Consider the following 17,190-nt stretch of genomic DNA (forward strand, 5'->3'; position numbering starts at 1 on the left):
TCCCTCGCTCCGCTGATCATTCCCACGCTCCGCTGATCGTTCCCACGCTCCGCGTGGGAATGCAGCCCGTGACGCTCTGCGTCACAAGAACGGACGCCGAGCGTCCAGCGAAGCGTTCCCACGCGGGAGCGTTGGAACGCGTTATTAAGAGTTGACTATGACTGATATTCCCCATTTTCCGCTGGCCGCTGTGGTCGGCGCTGATGACTTGAAGCTCGCGCTGTGCCTGGCCGCCATCGACCCGAAGATCGGCGGCGTGCTGATCGAAGGGCCACGGGGCATGGCCAAGTCGACTCTGGCCCGTGGGCTGGCAGACCTGTTGGCCAGCGGGCAGTTTGTAACCTTGCCCCTGGGGGCGACCGAAGAGCGCCTGGTCGGCACCCTGGACCTGGACGCAGCACTGGGCGAAGGCCGCGCGCAATTCTCCCCCGGTGTGTTGGCCAAGGCTGACGGCGGGGTGTTGTACGTGGATGAAGTCAACCTGCTGGCCGACCACTTGGTGGACCTGCTGCTGGACGTAGCCGCCAGCGGCACCAATTTGATCGAACGCGACGGGATTTCCCATCGCCATGCGGCGCGCTTTGTACTGATCGGCACCATGAACCCTGAGGAGGGCGAGCTGCGCCCGCAGTTGCTCGACCGCTTCGGCTTCAACGTGGCCTTGAGCGGGCAGACTCTGCCCGCCGAGCGCGGGCAGATTATCCGGCGTCGCCTGGATTTCGACACTGACCCGGCTGCGTTCTGCGCGCAGTGGGCGCCAGCGCAAGCTGCCTTGCGCGAACGCTGCACCCTGGCGCGGGCACGGCTAGACAGTATCGCCCTGGATGACCAGGCGTTGTCCCGCATCACCGAGCGCTGCTTTGCCGCAGGGGTCGACGGCCTGCGTGCCGACCTGGTCTGGTTGCGTGGCGCCCGCGCCCATGCGGCGTGGCGTGGCGCCGCTGCTATCGAGCAGGAAGATATCGACGCGGTGGCGGAGTTCGCCTTGCGCCATCGCCGCCAGCAGCAAACCCCGGCAGGCGCGCCGCCCCAGCCGGATGACGGGCCGTCATCGTCACCCTCTGACACCTCACCCGGCCAAGGCCAGTGGGGCGATATGCCCGCACCCGCCTTGCCCACGGGCGCACGCCGCGATGTACCTACCTGGCCAAAAAAGCCCTAGGCATCCGCCCCCGACCTGACGCGGGGGCGGATGCCCGGCCCCAGGCGGGGCGATTGAACACCGGCCGGCAGGGCAAGGCCCGCAGCGCACAGCGCGGGGCGATCAATTGGCCGGGCACGTTGCTGGGTGGGCGGCCGCAATGCCGTGAGGACCTGCTGTTCCACCTGCGTAGCCGGTCGGCTCCTGAACTGTGGCTGGTGATAGTCGATGCCTCGGCATCCACTCGGCGCCACCACGCACTGACCGATGCCAAGGGGCTGCTGGCCCAGCTGTTTGACGATGCTTATCGCCAACGGGCGCGCATGGCGTTATTGACGGCCAGCGGGCAATCGCCGAAGTGGCAGGTGCAAGGTTTGAAGGCGGCGAAAGGCTTGGCCGATTGGTTGGAGCAGTTGGGAGCAGGCGGCGGGACGCCGTTGCTGGCTGCGCTGACCGAGGCGGGGCATTGGTTGGCGGCACGGCGCAAGCGCTATCCCGCCGAGCAACAGAAGTTGCTGGTGGTGACCGACGGGAGGCTCAAGGCGATTGGCGCGCTGCCCCGATTGGAGTGTCCAGGCATGTTGATTGACATCGAGCGTGGGCCGATCAGGTTGGGGCGGGCTGAGGAATTGGCGGTGGGGTTGCAGTTGGAGTATCAGCACATCGATAAGCTGTAGCGCCTGGGCTATCGCCATCGCAGGCAAGCCAGCTCCCACATGGAATCGGCGCTGCGGTCAATTCTGTAGGAGCGAGCTTGCTCGCGAAAAACGTCAACGATAACCCGTGTTTGCTGAATGAACGCGGAGTCAGTGAGTTTTTCGCGAGCAAGCTCGCTCCTACAAAAGGCAAGCCAGCGGCGCGGTCAAACTGTGGGAGCTGGCTTGCCTGCGATGAGGCCCTCAAACACCCCACACCTATCAGCCTGTCCCCGGTACATTCGGCCAAAGATCGGCCACCAGAAACAACCGCTCGGCTTCTTCCCACTCCTCACCGTTCGGCACCATGCGTACCAGCAACTGCGCCGGGGCCATTGGGTCCAGGTCTGCCAGCCAACCTTGCATCTGCACCTCACTCCACACTTCATCGGCCGGGTAATGCGCGGGCGCCAGCCAGGCATGGCGGGGCAGGGGTTGCCAGCGGCCCGCCGGGCGGGTGCTGACAAAGTCTGTCCAGTCGCGCTGATGCAACCAGCGCCCACGCAGATGCTGCGGGTGAGCGCCGAGGGGGGAGTGCGCCGCGCCGGGCCAGGGGTAGAGCAGATAGCCGCCGAGCCACAAATGCGCATCGAACGCTTGGATATCCAACGCCGCCAATGCCTCGCGGCTTTCTGCCCGCGCGGAGATTGGCAATTGATGCTCGGCCAGGTGCGCGAGTTTGCGGTCCAGCCGATCATGGCAGCCAGGCCCCAGCCATTGCGTAGCGTCCTGGCCGTTGCCGTCCTGCGGGCCGAGGTAGAGTTTGATCGCCAGTTCCAGGTGGTGCACCCCATCGCGGTCGCGCAGCAGCATGTCCAGTTCGCCCAGCGTGTGCCCGGCACGGCGGATCGGCAGGTTGGCGGCCAGCAACTCCACACCCGGCGCCTGCTGCACCGCAAATTGCCACAAGCGCTCGTAGTACAGGCCCAGGCGCCGGGTACGTGACAGGCTCAGCCACTGCTGCAACGCGCTGCTGTCCTGGTCCAGCTGGCGCAGCCAGGCTTCGAGTTGGTGAGGGGCTTGCACCCAGTCACTGCCCGCCAGCGGATGGCGCTGCGGCCAAGGCGTCTGCGCCAGCATCGGCGGCGCGAGCATCACCCACGCCAGGTCGCGCACCTCGGGGTGGCGCAGTTGGCGGGGCAGGGTGTGCAAGTCGGGGAATGGGGTCATGGTCCGAGCATAGCCTTTTCAGCGTGCAGAAGGTGCCTGAGAACCATTGTCATCAAGGCTTGGCGGCGACAAAGGATTTTGCCTGAGACGGCCTTTCGCCCATAATCGCTCTTTTTGCCTCACCCCAGATCCCGCAGGAGCCCCATGGAGCAATTTCGCAATATCGGCATTATCGGTCGCCTGGGCAGTACCCAGGTGTTGGACACCGTCCGCCGGCTGAAGAAGTTTCTGCTCGAGCGCCACCTGCATGTGATCCTCGAAGACACCATCGCTGAAATCCTCCCCGGCCACGGCCTGCAAACCTCGTCGCGCAAGATGCTCGGCGAGGTGTGCGACATGGTCATCGTGGTCGGTGGCGATGGCAGCCTGCTCGGCGCTGCCCGGGCACTGGCGCGGCATAACGTGCCGGTGCTGGGCATCAACCGTGGCAGCCTGGGCTTTCTGACCGATATACGCCCCGATGAGCTGGAAGTCGAAGTGGCCAAGGTGCTCGACGGCCATTACCTGGTGGAGAACCGCTTCCTGCTGCAGGCCGAAGTGCGCCGCCATGGCGAGGCGATCGGCCAGGGCGATGCCCTCAACGATGTGGTGCTGCACCCGGGCAAATCCACGCGGATGATTGAGTTCGAACTGTATATCGACGGCCAGTTCGTGTGCAGCCAGAAGGCTGACGGCCTGATCGTCGCCACGCCTACCGGCTCAACCGCGTATGCGCTGTCGGCGGGAGGCCCGATCATGCATCCCAAGCTCGATGCCATTGTGATCGTGCCGATGTACCCCCATATGTTGTCCAGTCGGCCAATTGTGGTCGATGGCAACAGTGAGCTGAAAATCGTGGTGTCCAAAGACATGCAAATCTACCCGCAAGTCTCCTGCGACGGGCAGAACCATTTCACCTGCGCCCCCGGTGACACCATCACCGTGAGCAAGAAGGCACAGAAGTTGCGCTTGATCCACCCGCTGGATCACAACTACTACGAAGTGTGCCGTACCAAGCTGGGCTGGGGCAGCCGCTTGGGAGGTGGAGGCGACTGATGCTCGATCCCGCGCGTAGCTACGACCTGATTGGTGACGTGCACGGTTGCGCTCATACCCTTGAGCACTTGCTCGACCAATTGGGTTACCACAAGCAGGGCGGCACTTGGCGCCATCCGTCACGCATGGCTGTGTTCCTGGGCGATATCATCGACCGTGGCCCACGCATCCGTGAGGCGCTGCATATCGTCCACGATATGACCGAGGCCGGCCAGGCGCTGTGCATCATGGGTAACCACGAGTTCAATGCGTTGGGCTGGACCACGCCGGCCCCGCCGGGCAGTGGCAAGCAGTTCGTGCGTGAGCACAACCCGCGCCACGCCCGCTTGATCCAAGAGACCCTGACGCAGTTCGAACACCACCCGGCCGACTGGCACGACTTCCTCGGCTGGTTCTACGACATGCCGCTGTTTGTCGACGCCGGGCGTTTTCGCGTAGTGCACGCGTGCTGGGACGACAGTTTTATCCAGCCGCTGCGCGCCACCTTCCCGGACGGCTGCATCGACCAACACTTCCTGCAAGCCGCCGCCGTACCGGGCAGTTTTGCCTGCAATGCATTCGATCGCCTGTTGCGCGGCACCGATATGCGCCTGCCCGATGGGCTCACCCTGACCGGTGGCGATGGCCTGACGCGGTCGTTCTTTCGCACCAAGTTCTGGGAAGACGACCCCAAGACCTACGGCGACATCGTGTTCCAGCCCGACGCCTTGCCAGAGCCGGTGGCACGCACGCCATTGTCGTCCACGCAAAAGAATTCCCTGCTGCGCTATGGCGTCGATGAACCGCTGTTGTTCGTCGGCCACTACTGGCGCAGCGGCAAACCGGCGCCGATCCGCCCGAACCTGGCCTGCCTGGACTACAGCGCGGTGCTGTACGGCAAGCTGGTGGCGTATCGGCTGGACCAGGAAACCCAGCTGGATCCGCGTAAATTCGTATGGGTCGACGTTGAGCGACCAGAGGCCATTCCATGAGTACCGTAGCTGTATTGCGCTTGCCCCTGAGCGTTGACCTGGGTGGTTTCGTCAAGTTGCTGCACCGCATGCAGGTGCCGCACCGCGTCAGCGAGGAGGCCGGTGAACAGGTGCTGTGGGTGCCCGAGGCCATCAGCGACGATGTGCGCGTGTTGTATCAACGCTTCCCCGCTGGCGACCCCGACCAGCAACTGGATATTCCCGAGCAGGCGCCGGTTGCGCGGCCAGGCTTTGTCCAGCAGGTGCGCCACAGCCCAGTCACCGCACTGGTGCTGTTGGCCAGCCTGATTGTGGGTGCGGTGACCCTGCTGGGTGAAAACCTGCAAGCCATGGCCTGGCTGACCTTCCTGCCGTTCCGGGTGCTGGGCGAGTACATCCAGTTCACACCGTTGGCCGACACGCTGGCCTCGGGGCAGTGGTGGCGCCTGGTCACGCCGATGCTCATCCACTTCGGCATCCTGCATCTGGCCATGAACGGCATGTGGTACTGGGAGCTGGGTCGGCGCATTGAAGCGCGCCAGGGCAGCATCAACCTGCTGGGCCTGACCCTGTTGTTCAGCCTGGTCTCCAACTACGCGCAATACGCCTACGGTGGCCCCGGCTTGTTTGGCGGTTTGTCCGGCGTGTTGTACGGCCTGCTCGGGCACTGCTGGATCTTTCAGTTATTGTCGCCCAACCCGGCCTATCGCCTGCCCCGTGGGGTGCTGGTGATGATGCTGGTGTGGTTGCTGCTCTGCCTGTCGGGGCTGGTCTCGATGATCGGTTTCGGCGAAATCGCCAACGCGGCCCATGTGGGCGGGTTGGTCATCGGTTGCTTGACGGGTTTGCTCGGTGGTTTGTACAACCGTCGCAAAGCGTCTCTTTGATAAGGAAGAGCCTTATGTCCTCTTTTGCTGAAATGATCGAAAACATCACCCCGGACATCTACGAGAGCCTCAAGCTCGCGGTAGAGATTGGTAAATGGTCCGATGGCCGCAAGCTCACCGCCGAGCAGCGCGAATTGTCGTTGCAAGCGATGATCGCCTGGGAGATCCAGAACCTGCCCGAAGAACAGCGCACCGGTTATATGGGCCCGCAGGAGTGCGCGTCCAAATCCGCGCCAGTACCGAATATCCTGTTCAAGTCGGATGCGATCCATTGATTGAAATTGGTCGCGGTGCAGTCAGCAAAATGTCGGCGCAACTCGGTGAGCCGACCGTTCAATACGCCTTTCGCCTGGGCGACACCGAGGTGCCGGTCAATCCGTTGATCGGCACCCATGTACGCCTGGAATACCTGGGCGCGATTCATTGCAGCCATTGCGGGCGCAAGACCAAGACCAGCTTCAGCCAGGGCTACTGCTACCCCTGCATGACCAAGCTGGCCCAGTGTGACCTGTGCATCATGAGCCCCGAGCGTTGCCATTACGACGCCGGTACCTGCCGCGATCCGGGCTGGGGCGAGACATTCTGCATGACCGACCACGTGGTGTACCTGGCCAACTCGTCGGGCATCAAGGTCGGCATTACGCGTGCTACGCAGTTGCCCACCCGTTGGCTGGACCAGGGCGCCAGCCAGGCGCTGCCGATCATGCGCGTGGCGACACGCCAGCAATCGGGCTTCGTCGAAGACCTGTTCCGCAGCCAGGTGGCCGACAAGACCAACTGGCGCGCCTTGCTCAAGGGCGACGCGCAAGCGGTGGACCTCAAGCAGGTGCGTGATGAGCTGTTCGCCTCTTGCGCCGAGGGCTTGCTGGGTTTGCAGGAACGCTTTGGCCTGCAAGCCATCCAAACCATTGCCGACATCGAGCCGATTGAAATCCGCTACCCGGTCGAGCAGTATCCGACCAAGATCGTCAGCTTCAACCTGGACAAGAACCCGATTGCCGAAGGCACGCTGCTGGGGATCAAGGGCCAATACCTGATCTTCGACACCGGCGTCATCAACATTCGTAAATACACGGCCTATCAGCTCGCCGTGCATCAGTAGAAGGATCCCCAGCATGCGCACCGAACAACCGAAGATGATTTACCTTAAGGACTATCAGGCGCCGGACTACCTGATCGACGAGACGCACCTGACCTTCGAGTTGTTCGAGGACCACAGCCTGGTCCACGCGCAGCTGGTGATGCGCCGCAACCCCGAGCGCGGCGCCGGTTTGCCGCCATTGGTGCTCGATGGCCAGCAACTTGAGCTGTTGAGTGTCAACCTGGCCGACCAGCCGTTGACGGACGCTGACTACCAGCTGACCGACAGCCACCTGACCGTGCAGCCCAAGAGTGAGACCTTCACCCTCGACACCACCGTCAAGATCCACCCGGAAACCAACACCGCCCTGGAAGGTTTGTACAAATCCAGCGGTATGTTCTGCACCCAGTGCGAGGCCGAAGGTTTCCGCAAGATCACCTATTACCTCGACCGCCCGGACGTGATGAGTGTGTTCACCACCACGGTGATCGCCGAGCAACACAGCTACCCGGTGCTGTTGTCCAACGGCAATCCGATTGCCAGCGGCCCTGGCGAAGACGGCCGGCATTGGGCGACCTGGGAAGATCCGTTCAAGAAGCCGGCGTACCTGTTTGCGCTGGTGGCCGGTGACCTGTGGTGCGTCGAAGACAGCTTCACCACCATGACCAACCGCGAAGTCGCGTTGCGCATCTACGTCGAGCCGGAAAATATCGACAAGTGCCAGCACGCCATGACCAGCCTGAAAAAATCCATGCGTTGGGACGAGGAGACCTACGGCCGCGAGTACGACCTCGACATATTCATGATCGTGGCGGTCAACGATTTCAACATGGGCGCCATGGAGAACAAGGGCCTTAACATCTTCAACTCCAGCGCCGTGCTGGCCCGCGCCGAAACCGCTACCGATGCCGCCCACCAGCGCGTCGAAGCCATCGTCGCCCACGAATACTTCCATAACTGGTCGGGCAACCGCGTGACCTGCCGCGACTGGTTCCAACTGTCGCTCAAGGAAGGCTTCACCGTGTTCCGTGACTCGGGCTTCTCTGCCGACATGAACTCGGCCACGGTCAAACGCATCCAGGACGTGGCGTACCTGCGTACCCACCAGTTCGCTGAAGATGCCGGCCCCATGGCCCACGCCGTGCGCCCGGACAGCTTTATCGAGATCTCCAACTTCTACACCCTGACCGTGTATGAAAAGGGCTCGGAAGTGGTCGGCATGATCCACACCTTGCTCGGCGCCGAGGGCTTTCGCAAAGGCAGCGACCTGTATTTCGAACGCCATGACGGCCAGGCCGTGACCTGCGACGACTTCATCAAGGCCATGGAAGACGCCAATGGCGCCGACCTCAGCCAGTTCAAGCGCTGGTACAGCCAGGCAGGTACCCCGCGCCTGGCGGTAAGCGAGGCCTACGATGCGGCGGCCAAGACCTACAGCCTGACCTTCCGCCAGAGCTGCCCGCCGACTCCGGACAAGGTCGAGAAATTGCCCTTCGTGATCCCGGTGGAGCTGGGCTTGCTGGACGGGCAGGGCGCCGGCATTGCCTTGCGCCTGGCCGGTGAAGCGACGGCGGGCGACACTTCGCGGGTAATCTCGGTGACCGAAGCGGAGCAGACGTTTACCTTCGTCGACATCGCTGAAAAACCCTTGCCTTCGTTGCTGCGTGGTTTCTCGGCGCCGGTGAAGCTCAGCTTCCCGTACAGCCGCGATCAACTGATGTTCCTGATGCAGCACGACAGCGACGGTTTCAACCGCTGGGATGCTGGCCAGCAGTTGGCCGTGCAGGTATTGCAGGAACTGATCGGCCAACACCAGGCTGGCCAGCCGCTGAAGCTTGATCAGCGCTTGATCGACGCGCTGCGCACGGTGTTGAGCGATGAAAGCCTGGACCAGGCCATGGTCGCCGAAATGCTCTCGCTGCCGAGCGAAGCCTATCTCACGGAAATCAGCGAAGTGGCGGATGTGGATGCCATCCACGCTGCCCGCGAGTTTGCCCGCAAGCAACTGGCCGACAACCTGTTCGAAGGCTTGTGGCTGCGCTACCAGGCCAACCGCGAGCTGTCCAAGCAAACGCCTTACGTGGCAGAGGCCGAGCACTTCGCCCGCCGTGCGCTGCAGAACATCGCGCTGTCTTACTTGATGCTCAGCGGCAAGCCAGAAGTATTGGCGGCCACCCTGGATCAGTTCGACACCAGCGATAACATGACCGAACGCCTGACGGCGTTGGCGGTGTTGGTGAACTCGCCGTTCGAAGCAGAGAAAGCCCAGGCCTTGGCGGTGTTTGCCGAAAACTTCAAGGACAACCCGCTGGTCATGGACCAATGGTTCAGCGTACAGGCCGGCAGCACCTTGCCGGGCGGGCTGGCGCGGGTCAAGGCGTTGATGGAGCACCCGGCGTTCACCATCAAGAACCCCAACAAGGTGCGCGCACTGGTGGGCGCATTTGCCGGGCAGAACCTGATCAACTTCCATGCGGCGGATGGCTCGGGCTATCGCTTCCTGGCGGACCTGGTGATCCAGCTCAATACCTTGAACCCGCAGATCGCCTCGCGCCAACTGGCGCCGCTGACACGCTGGCGTAAATACGACAGCGCACGGCAGGCGCTGATGAAAGCGGAGCTGGAGCGCATCCTGGGTGCGGGTGAGCTGTCCAGCGATGTGTTTGAGGTGGTCAGCAAGAGCCTGGCGTAAACCTCATTGCTTTATGTAGGAGCGAGCTTGCTCGCGAGGAACTCACAGGCGCCGCGTTCATTCAGGAAGCACGCGTCATCGTTGACGTTTTTCGCGAGCAAGCTCGCTCCTACAGGCGGCAGGATTGATCCCTGGCACTAGGCCGATTCATAGCTGCGGCGCGTGCGCTCTATCTCTTCGACCAACCGGTCAATGCCCGCCAATCGTGCCCGGTTGTCATGATCCCAGGGATGAAAGCCCGGCTTGAAGTAATGCAGCCACGGCCGGAACATCCGTGGAAACACCCCCTTGGGCCCATACAAGAATTTAACCATGCGCCACAGCCCCTTCAGCGTGCCACCTGCAGTGCGGTCGGCAATCAACAGGCGCACGTGAAAATCCAGCACCACCACCCAGAACAGCACGCTGGTGGTCAGCATGGTCCCCGTGCGCAGCAGGTAACGTGCCGGCCCTGGCTTGATCACGGTGTTCCACACATCGAACGCCACGGCTTTATGTTCGGTTTCTTCCAGGGCGTGCCAATACCACATCTGCTGGTAACCCTTGAGTGAGTCGCCAAAGCGCGACGGGTCGCTCAGCAGGATTTCTGCGAGCATGGCGGTGTAGTGTTCCAGGGCGATGGTCACCGCCAGGTTGAACGACGGCGGCAGGTGTTTTTTCTGCAGGTCGAGGAAGAACTTCAGGCGTCGGTCAAGGGTGTGCGCCGGCAGGCCGGCCGCTTGCAGCAAGTCGTTATACGCCACGTGTTCACGGCTGTGCATGGCCTCCTGGCCGATAAACCCCTGGATCTCTTTTTTCAGTTCGGCATCGTCGATCTGCCCACGGTAGTGGCGCACGCTGTCCATGAAGAACAGTTCGCCCTGGGGAAACAGCAACGACAGGGCATTGAAGAAATGGCTGACCACAGGCCCTTGTTCGTGCCAGTTCTTGATGCGCTCGGCAGGCAAGGCAAAACGGATATCGCGACGGATCGGCAGCATGGTGCGTTCTCCTGTTCAGAGTCGAGGCTCGTCGTTGGTTTCAAACACCGGCGTGCGCGGCTTGGGCGCCATGCGCTTGCTGGCGAACACCACCAGGGCCTGATAGGCCGCCGGCAGGCAACGGGCGAGCAGGTCGAGGAAATAGGCATCGCGGCCAATCAGCACGCGACGCTTGTTTTTGCGTACGCCTTGCAGGATCACTTTGGCGGCCTGGTCAGCGTCGGTGATGAAGAGTTTTTCGAAATCGGCGCGGGCTTGTTGCTCGCTGTGGATGAGAAAGCCGGTCATGTTCGCGTCGATGCGGCTGCTGCGGCAGATGTCGGTACGAATGCCACCGGGGTGTACACAGGTGGCCGACACGCCGCAGCGTTGCAGGTCGAGTTCCTGGCGCAAGGCTTCGGTGAAGCCGCGTACCGCGAACTTTGTAGCGTTGTAGCCGCTCATGCCGGGCTGGGCGAACAGGCCGAACACGCTGGACGTATTGATGATATGCCCGTCGCCGCTGGCCTTGAGGTACGGCAGGAATGCCTTGGTGCCATGCACCACTCCCCAGAAGTTGATGCCGACGATCCATTCCAGGTCGGCGTAATCCACGCCTTCGACGGTGCTCGACAGCGCCACCCCGGCATTATTGAAGACCAGGTTGACCTGGCCGTGCTCGGCCGCGCAGCGTGCTGCCCAATCGTGCGTGGCCTGGCGGTCGGACACGTCCAGCACTTGGGTGGTGACAGTGACGGGCGACAAGGTCGAGGTGCGGATCAGCGCCAGGGTCTGTTCCAGGCCCTGGCTGTTTTTGTCTGCCAGCGCCAGATGACACCCTTCCCGCGCCAGGGCCAGGGCCAATGAGCGGCCCATGCCGGAAGCCGCGCCGGTGATCGCCGCAACGCGGCCGTTGAATGACTTCATGACAGGCTGCCTTCTGTGGTGGAGTGGGGCGTTGCAACCGCTCGCGGCAGGGCGGGCGCCGGCGCCTGGCTGACGCTGTAGTCTTTGAGGGCAAAATGCCGGGTGACCTGCTTGAAGCGCCAGGTCGAACCGGGCCACAGCGTGGTGTTCTTGCCGGTGCGCGGGTCGAGGTACCAGCTCTGGCAGCCGCCGGTGTTCCAGATGGTGCGCTTGAGCTTGTCCTGCAACTGCTGGTTGTAGGCGTGCTCCACGGCGGGTTTGACCTCTACCGTGGTAAGGCGCTGGCGCTGCATGTGTTTCAGGGCGTCGAGGATGTACGCGACCTGAGCCTCGATCATCAGGATCATCGAGTTATGCCCCAGGCCGGTGTTGGGGCCCACGATCAGAAACAGGTTCGGGTAGCCCGGCACGGTGGTGCCTTTGTAGGCATGGGCGCCATCGCGCCAGGCATCCATCAGGTCGATGCCGTCACGGCCGATGATGCAGCCACGGGGCAACGGGTCGCTGGCCTGGAAACCCGTGCCGAAGATCAGGCAATCGGCGGGGTGCTTGATACCGTCGGCGGTAATCACGCCGTCGGCTTCGATGCGCAGTACGCTGTCGGTGACCACCTCGACATTGCTGCGCGAGAGTGCCGGGTAGTAATCGTTGGAGATCAACACCCGCTTGCAGCCGATGGTGTAGTCCGGCGTCAGGGTTTTGCGCAGGGAAGGGCGGGCCACTTGTTTGCGCAGATGACGCAGGGCAATTTTCTGCACCATTTTCATCAGACGTGGATGCAGGGCAAAGCCCACCACACGGCCTTCCAGCGCCCAGTAAAGCGTAGCGCGCACCAGCTTCTGGGTGAGCGGTACATGCTTGAACAACCAGCGCTCGGCAGCGGAAATCGGCCGATCAGGTTTGGGCATGATCCACGGCGGTGTGCGCTGGAACAGGTCCAGGTGCGCTACCTGCGGGGCGATCTGTGGCACGAACTGGATGGCGCTGGCACCGGTGCCGATCACCGCCACGCGCTTGCCCTTCAAGGAGTACTCGTGATCCCACTGCTGGGAGTGGAAGCGCTTGCCCTTGAAACTGTCCAGCCCTGGGATATCCGGCATTGCCGGGCGCGACAAGCCCCCCATTCCCGACACCAGCACCCGTGCGCTGACGTGGCGGCCGTTACTGAAGGTCAGCTGCCAGCGCTGCTGCTGTTCATCAAACACCGCACGTTGCAGGCCCATGCCAAAGCGCAGGTAGGGCGCCAGTTCGAAGCGCCTGGCGCAGTCTTCCAGATAGGCGCGGATCTCGGGTTGCGCCGCGAACTGTCGCGTCCAGTTCGGATTGGGCGCAAAGGAAAACGAATACACATGGGACTGCACGTCGCAGGCGCAACCTGGGTAGTGGTTGTCGCGCCATGTACCGCCGAGGGTCTGGGCCTGTTCGGCGATAAAGAAGTCGGTGAGCCCGGCTTCCTTGAGTTTGATCGCCATGCACAGGCCCGCGAACCCGGAGCCAATGATGGCGATGTCGATTGAGTCACTGGGGGCATTCATAGGGCTGCCTCGTCAATAAAGCGCTTGGGCATCGGATGTGCTCCTGTTTTTGTTTTGTCTTTTAGATAGAACACCATTGCAAAGGAAAATTGAATTATTTATTTTAAAAAAGATTTTAAATAATCTACCTGAAAAATTCGCCTACGCTAGGGCCTTGTTGCGCATGAGCGATTTGTCCGACGGACGAACGTGGTATGCATGAAGTCTAGGTCCAGGGTGTGGACGATGGCTGGGGCCAGATCAATTCCGGTCGGGTCGCCAGCAGCAGGGAAGCAGAGGACCGAGCTATGGCTGTCGAATGGGTTGTCGCTGCGGGAGTGCTGGCAGGCGCCAGTGCTGCGTTGTGGGGCTTGAGTGCCTGGATGACGCGGCGCATTGAAGCGACTGTGCCGATCAACGGGCGCTTCGTCGAGGTGGATGGCGAGCGCTTTCATTATGTCGAAGAGGGCAAGGGCCCGCCGCTGGTGATGATTCACGGGCTGATGGGCAGTAGTCGCAACCTGACCTATGCCTTGTCCGGTCAGTTGCGTGAGCATTTTCGGGTCATCAGCCTCGACCGGCCGGGCTCAGGCTATTCCACCCGGCACAGCGGCACGCCGGCAGACTTGCCGGCCCAGGCGCGACAAATCGCGGCCTTCATCAATACGCTGGATCTGGGTAAACCACTGGTACTGGGGCACTCCCTGGGCGGCGCGATTGCCCTGGCGCTGGCCCTCGACCATCCCCATGCCGTATCCGGGCTGGTGCTGGTTGCGCCCTTGACTCACCCCCAACGCATGCTGCCGCTGGTGTTCCTGTCTCTGGCCGTGCGCCCGGCCTGGCTGCGGCGCTGGGTAGCGCACACCTTGACCCTGCCCATCGGCCTGCTGACCAAAAACTCGGTGGTGAAGGGCGTATTTGCCCCCGATCCTGCGCCGCCGGACTTCGCCACCCGTGGCGGCGGTTTGCTGGGCATGCGCCCCGACAACTTCTACGCCGCGTCCACCGAGATCAACCGGGTCAACGACCACCTGCCGGAGATGGTCAAGCGCTACTCACGATTGACCCTGCCCATCGGCCTGATCTACGGGGCGCAGGACAAGGTGCTCGACTTCCAGAAACACGGCCAGGCCCTGGCCAGCAAGGTGCCAGGGCTGAAAATGCAGGTGATTGAAGGCCGTGGGCATATGTTGCCGATCACCGCCACCGAGCGCGTGGCGGCGCTGGTGGAGCAGGTGGCCAAGCGGGCTCGACCCGGCGAGAGCGTCCGGCCGATAAACCCACCTGTCGCCCTGGCGAGCCAGTAACAGCGCCACCTGACTGCGGCGCCTGGCGTTGACGCCTGCCCCTGAGTACCTGACCAAACGGCTGAAAAGAGACTGCTCGGTCACGGAAAAAAGGGCTGGAGAAACTAGTTGACGACCTAACGATTCCGCGCTATTTATTTAAAAAAATTATTTCAATGTGTAATTTGAAATTATTTTTGAAATGCCTAAGAGCGAATAAAATAATGAAAAAAACGCCTTTTATCGCATGGTTGATTTCCAGGAGCAGTCAACGCTCCGTATATCTGTCGTCTGCCTCGTTGCCCACCGAATGCGTTCGGAGGCTGCCATGAACCAGACTCTGGCAGCCCCGCATGTCTGGGCCGACGGCAAACGCCACCTGTGGTGGCTCGGCATCATGCCGCTGGCGACGCCCTTGCTCTCCGGCGCCCTTGCCATCACCACAGGCGTGCAACAACTGTGGTGGGTGGGCGTACTCGTGATCTTCGGCCTGATCCCGCTGATTGACGGCCTGCTCGGCGAAGACGTCAGCAACCCGCCCGAATCTGCGGTCAGCCACCTTGAGTCCCAACGCTACTACCGCTGGATCGTCTACACCGGCGTGCTGTTTGTGATTGCCTCGGTGGTCATCACCGGTTGGCTCGCTGCGGGCGGTATAGACTGGATCATCAACGGCGGCCTGTTGCACGCCACGGCCACCCTGGAACCCTCGAACTGGCTGGCTAGGACCGCCGCGTTCATCACCGCCCGCACTGAACTTCACGGTGCAGTCAGCTGGTTGACTTATGTGGGCATGGCCATGTCCACCGGTGCCGCCACCGGTATTGCTATCAATACCGCCCATGAACTAGGGCACAAACCCAAACCCCTGGAAGTGTTCCTGGCCAAGGTCACCCTGGCGCCGACCTTCTACGGCCACTTCTACACCGAACATAACCGTGGCCATCACGTACGGGTCGCCACTCCGGAAGACCCAGCCAGCTCGCGCCTCGGTGAAAGTTTCTGGGCATTCCTGCCGCGTTCGGTGTGGTTCAGCGCTGTGTCGGCCTGGAACCTGGAGCGCGAACGCCTGCGCAAACTCGGCCTGCCGGCCCTGCACTGGAAGAACGCCGTGCTCAGCGCCTGGATGTACAGCGTGGTGTTGTGGGGCGCGATGATTGCCTGGCTGGGGGCAGCGGTAATTCCGTTCCTGATTATCCAGGGCATCTACGGGTTCTCGTTGCTGGAAGTGGTGAACTACGTCGAGCATTACGGCCTCAAGCGTCAGAAGTTGCCCAATGGCCGTTATGAACGCTGCTCGCCGCGCCACTCGTGGAACAGTAATCGGATTGTCACCAATATCTTTCTGTTCCAGTTGCAGCGGCACTCCGATCACCATGCCAACCCCACGCGCAGTTATCAGTCGCTGCGTCACTTTGATGAATCACCGCAACTTCCGTATGGCTACGCCAGCATGATTGTCTGGGCGTATGTGCCGTACTTGTGGCGGCGGCGCATGGACCATCGCGTACTGAATCACTATGCCGGTGATATCAACTTGACCAATCTTCAACCGTCAAAACGCTTGAAGTACCTGGAGAAGTACAGCGGCAGTGCCAAGCCGTTTTGAGATGAAGTAAGCCTTCAGGGTGTACTCGGGATCTGTGTATCGCGCAGGTTCTGATCGCCTGGAGTATTGAGTGCAAGCACCTGGTTTGACCCTACAACAATAATTTCAAGGGAAGGACGTACACCATGCAAAGTTCTGCCAAGTTCACCGCCCACATCCTGTTGGCGGCCATGGGCCTGATTGCTTACCACCAGGCCCAGGCTGCGCGTATCGAACCCGCCGGCAGTGCCTTCACCGCCCAGGGGCCTATCAGCTTTTCCAAAGGCAAGCTCATCAGTGCCGATTGCACCATCAAGGTAGCCGGCAAGGTTGCAGCCGATGGTTCATCGGTGAATGTCGACAAAGTCGAGTTCGACGGTGGCCTCAAGTGCAGCCGTGTCGAAGCCATCAACTTGCCTTGGGTGTTAATCGCCAAAGATACAAAAAGCGGCTCCATGTCGAAGATCAGCGTGGACGTGCATGCCTTTGGCCTGGGCGGCAAGTGTGGGCCGTCGACGGCCGACGGAACTTGGGATAACGCCACCGGCAAGTTGGAAGCCGCTGATGTTGCGATTGGCGAAGACTGCAAGATCAAGACGGTGTCGATCAAGATGCCGCCCAACTTCAAAGTTGTCGAATAACACGTTCCGACAGTTGTAGCGGTAAATGCATTGAAATTTGGCTGGAAAGGGAAGTTCTGCAGTTTCACCGTGACCTCTCGATCATGGCCATTACCCCCTGGCGAAATGAATCGCCATTACATGTGAGGAAAAACAATGAAAAGCTTGAAAACCCTCGTTTGTGCAACTTCGTTTGCTCTGTGCTTTGGTGCCGCCTCCATGGCGAGCGCGGCTTCCGTTTCTCCAGACGGTCCGTTCTCGACTAATGCCGGTACCATCGTGGTGAAGTCGCCCTCATCCTTTGGTGCGGCAGTGACTTGCGGCATTACCTTTACCGGCAACGTTAGCGGTGGCGTGGCTTCTATCAACGGTGCTTCCTTGACCGGCGGCGGCCTGTGCGCACTGCCCACGCTGACTAACCTGCCTTGGGTTCTTACCGCTGCGACGGGCACCACCGGCACCGTGACCAACGTAGGCTACAAAATCTCCTCGATTCCGGCCACTAACTGCGGCCCTACCACCATTGCCGTGGCTTGGACTCCTGGTACCAAAACACTTTCGGCTACCAATCAGTCGCTGACCGGCAACTGCACTGTCGTATCGCTGAATGTTGTTGCCCCGACGCTGACGGTTAACCCGTAAGCA

Annotated in this window: 16 protein-coding genes; 12 read left to right on the plus strand and 4 right to left on the minus strand. The window is 61.6% G+C overall.

What is annotated here, in order from left to right:
- Positions 1-157: 157 nt before the first annotated feature.
- Together BT204_RS23205 and BT204_RS23210 are read left to right on the plus strand one after the other, a co-directional pair.
- Positions 158-1,162 carry a magnesium chelatase ATPase subunit I gene (locus tag BT204_RS23205; RefSeq protein ID WP_072448425.1) on the plus strand — a complete coding sequence of 335 codons (1,005 nt, stop codon included), beginning with the start codon at positions 158-160 and terminating at the stop codon, positions 1,160-1,162.
- A gap of 53 nt (positions 1,163-1,215) precedes the next feature.
- Complete coding sequence (locus BT204_RS23210; RefSeq protein WP_072448433.1) at positions 1,216-1,818, plus strand: vWA domain-containing protein; 603 nt, start codon at positions 1,216-1,218, stop codon at positions 1,816-1,818.
- A 240-nt stretch (positions 1,819-2,058) separates the two neighbouring features.
- Here the strand turns inward: BT204_RS23210 and BT204_RS23215 are convergent, their stop codons facing one another.
- Positions 2,059-3,006: a DUF1853 family protein gene (locus tag BT204_RS23215; protein WP_072448434.1), complete on the minus strand. Its 948-nt coding sequence runs from the start codon at positions 3,004-3,006 to the stop codon at positions 2,059-2,061.
- A 144-nt stretch (positions 3,007-3,150) separates the two neighbouring features.
- Here BT204_RS23215 and BT204_RS23220 point away from each other — a divergent pair, with 144 nt between their 5' ends.
- Genes BT204_RS23220 through pepN form a run of 6 tightly spaced genes read left to right on the plus strand, consistent with a single transcriptional unit; the run spans position 3,151 to position 9,651 of the window.
- On the plus strand, positions 3,151-4,041 hold the full coding sequence (locus BT204_RS23220; RefSeq protein WP_003217892.1) for an NAD(+) kinase: 891 nt from the start codon (positions 3,151-3,153) through the stop codon (positions 4,039-4,041).
- Positions 4,038-5,012, plus strand: coding sequence for a metallophosphoesterase (locus BT204_RS23225; RefSeq protein WP_161793215.1), 975 nt, complete (start codon positions 4,038-4,040; stop codon positions 5,010-5,012). The genes BT204_RS23220 and BT204_RS23225 overlap by 4 nt, the downstream gene beginning before the upstream one ends.
- Positions 5,009-5,878, plus strand: coding sequence for a rhomboid family intramembrane serine protease (locus BT204_RS23230; RefSeq protein ID WP_072448435.1), 870 nt, complete (start codon positions 5,009-5,011; stop codon positions 5,876-5,878). Before BT204_RS23225 ends, BT204_RS23230 begins: the two co-directional genes overlap by 4 nt.
- Positions 5,879-5,892: 14 nt before the next feature.
- Complete coding sequence (locus BT204_RS23235) at positions 5,893-6,153, plus strand: YeaC family protein (protein ID WP_003190750.1); 261 nt, start codon at positions 5,893-5,895, stop codon at positions 6,151-6,153.
- Positions 6,150-6,980 (plus strand): DUF2797 domain-containing protein, encoded by an 831-nt coding sequence (locus BT204_RS23240; protein ID WP_054920810.1) that lies wholly within the window; start codon positions 6,150-6,152, stop codon positions 6,978-6,980. The genes BT204_RS23235 and BT204_RS23240 overlap by 4 nt, the downstream gene beginning before the upstream one ends.
- A 13-nt stretch (positions 6,981-6,993) precedes the next feature.
- Positions 6,994-9,651, plus strand: a complete 2,658-nt coding sequence (pepN, locus tag BT204_RS23245; protein ID WP_060764674.1) for an aminopeptidase N — start codon at positions 6,994-6,996, stop codon at positions 9,649-9,651.
- A 137-nt stretch (positions 9,652-9,788) separates the two neighbouring features.
- Here pepN and BT204_RS23250 read toward each other — a convergent pair whose 3' ends face one another.
- From BT204_RS23250 to BT204_RS23260, 3 genes are read right to left on the minus strand one after another with little or no spacing between them, the layout of a single operon-like run.
- Positions 9,789-10,631: a metal-dependent hydrolase gene (locus BT204_RS23250; RefSeq protein WP_072448436.1), complete on the minus strand. Its 843-nt coding sequence runs from the start codon at positions 10,629-10,631 to the stop codon at positions 9,789-9,791.
- A 15-nt stretch (positions 10,632-10,646) separates the two neighbouring features.
- On the minus strand, positions 10,647-11,537 hold the full coding sequence (locus BT204_RS23255) for an SDR family NAD(P)-dependent oxidoreductase (RefSeq protein WP_072448437.1): 891 nt from the start codon (positions 11,535-11,537) through the stop codon (positions 10,647-10,649).
- Complete coding sequence (locus BT204_RS23260; protein WP_072448438.1) at positions 11,534-13,072, minus strand: flavin-containing monooxygenase; 1,539 nt, start codon at positions 13,070-13,072, stop codon at positions 11,534-11,536. The genes BT204_RS23255 and BT204_RS23260 overlap by 4 nt, the downstream gene beginning before the upstream one ends.
- A gap of 287 nt (positions 13,073-13,359) precedes the next feature.
- On the opposite strand from BT204_RS23260, the gene BT204_RS23265 reads away from it, so the two are divergent.
- The 4 genes from BT204_RS23265 (at position 13,360) to praB (ending at position 17,187) form a co-directional block, all read left to right on the plus strand.
- A complete protein-coding gene (locus BT204_RS23265; RefSeq protein WP_072448439.1) occupies positions 13,360-14,358 on the plus strand; it encodes an alpha/beta fold hydrolase in 999 nt (332 codons plus the stop codon).
- A gap of 307 nt (positions 14,359-14,665) precedes the next feature.
- Entirely contained in the window at positions 14,666-15,946 is a 1,281-nt protein-coding gene (locus BT204_RS23270) for an alkane 1-monooxygenase (protein WP_072448440.1), read from the plus strand.
- 125 nt (positions 15,947-16,071) lie between these two features.
- Positions 16,072-16,566: an alkane oxidation protein activator PraA gene (praA, locus tag BT204_RS23275; protein ID WP_014718292.1), complete on the plus strand. Its 495-nt coding sequence runs from the start codon at positions 16,072-16,074 to the stop codon at positions 16,564-16,566.
- 135 nt (positions 16,567-16,701) lie between these two features.
- Positions 16,702-17,187 (plus strand): alkane oxidation protein activator PraB, encoded by a 486-nt coding sequence (praB, locus tag BT204_RS23280; protein ID WP_014718293.1) that lies wholly within the window; start codon positions 16,702-16,704, stop codon positions 17,185-17,187.
- Positions 17,188-17,190 lie beyond the last annotated feature (3 nt).

The sequence above is a fragment of the Pseudomonas sp. NFPP02 genome, from assembly GCF_900119355.1.
Classification (GTDB): Bacteria; Pseudomonadota; Gammaproteobacteria; order Pseudomonadales; family Pseudomonadaceae; genus Aquipseudomonas; species Aquipseudomonas paracarnis.

Excerpts from the sequence above, each read along its gene's own strand:
- BT204_RS23265 (WP_072448439.1), top strand. The coding sequence starts at position 13,360 with ATGGCTGTCGAATGGGTTGTCGCTGCGGGAGTGCTGGCAGGCGCCAGT.
- BT204_RS23260 (WP_072448438.1), bottom strand. The coding sequence starts at position 13,072 with ATGAATGCCCCCAGTGACTCAATCGACATCGCCATCATTGGCTCCGGG.
- BT204_RS23220 (WP_003217892.1), top strand. The coding sequence starts at position 3,151 with ATGGAGCAATTTCGCAATATCGGCATTATCGGTCGCCTGGGCAGTACC.
- BT204_RS23205 (WP_072448425.1), top strand. The coding sequence starts at position 158 with ATGACTGATATTCCCCATTTTCCGCTGGCCGCTGTGGTCGGCGCTGAT.
- BT204_RS23250 (WP_072448436.1), bottom strand. The coding sequence starts at position 10,631 with ATGCTGCCGATCCGTCGCGATATCCGTTTTGCCTTGCCTGCCGAGCGC.
- BT204_RS23270 (WP_072448440.1), top strand. The coding sequence starts at position 14,666 with ATGAACCAGACTCTGGCAGCCCCGCATGTCTGGGCCGACGGCAAACGC.
- praB (WP_014718293.1), top strand. The coding sequence starts at position 16,702 with ATGAAAAGCTTGAAAACCCTCGTTTGTGCAACTTCGTTTGCTCTGTGC.
- pepN (WP_060764674.1), top strand. The coding sequence starts at position 6,994 with ATGCGCACCGAACAACCGAAGATGATTTACCTTAAGGACTATCAGGCG.
- praA (WP_014718292.1), top strand. The coding sequence starts at position 16,072 with ATGCAAAGTTCTGCCAAGTTCACCGCCCACATCCTGTTGGCGGCCATG.
- BT204_RS23255 (WP_072448437.1), bottom strand. The coding sequence starts at position 11,537 with ATGAAGTCATTCAACGGCCGCGTTGCGGCGATCACCGGCGCGGCTTCC.
- BT204_RS23230 (WP_072448435.1), top strand. The coding sequence starts at position 5,009 with ATGAGTACCGTAGCTGTATTGCGCTTGCCCCTGAGCGTTGACCTGGGT.
- BT204_RS23215 (WP_072448434.1), bottom strand. The coding sequence starts at position 3,006 with ATGACCCCATTCCCCGACTTGCACACCCTGCCCCGCCAACTGCGCCAC.
- BT204_RS23235 (WP_003190750.1), top strand. The coding sequence starts at position 5,893 with ATGTCCTCTTTTGCTGAAATGATCGAAAACATCACCCCGGACATCTAC.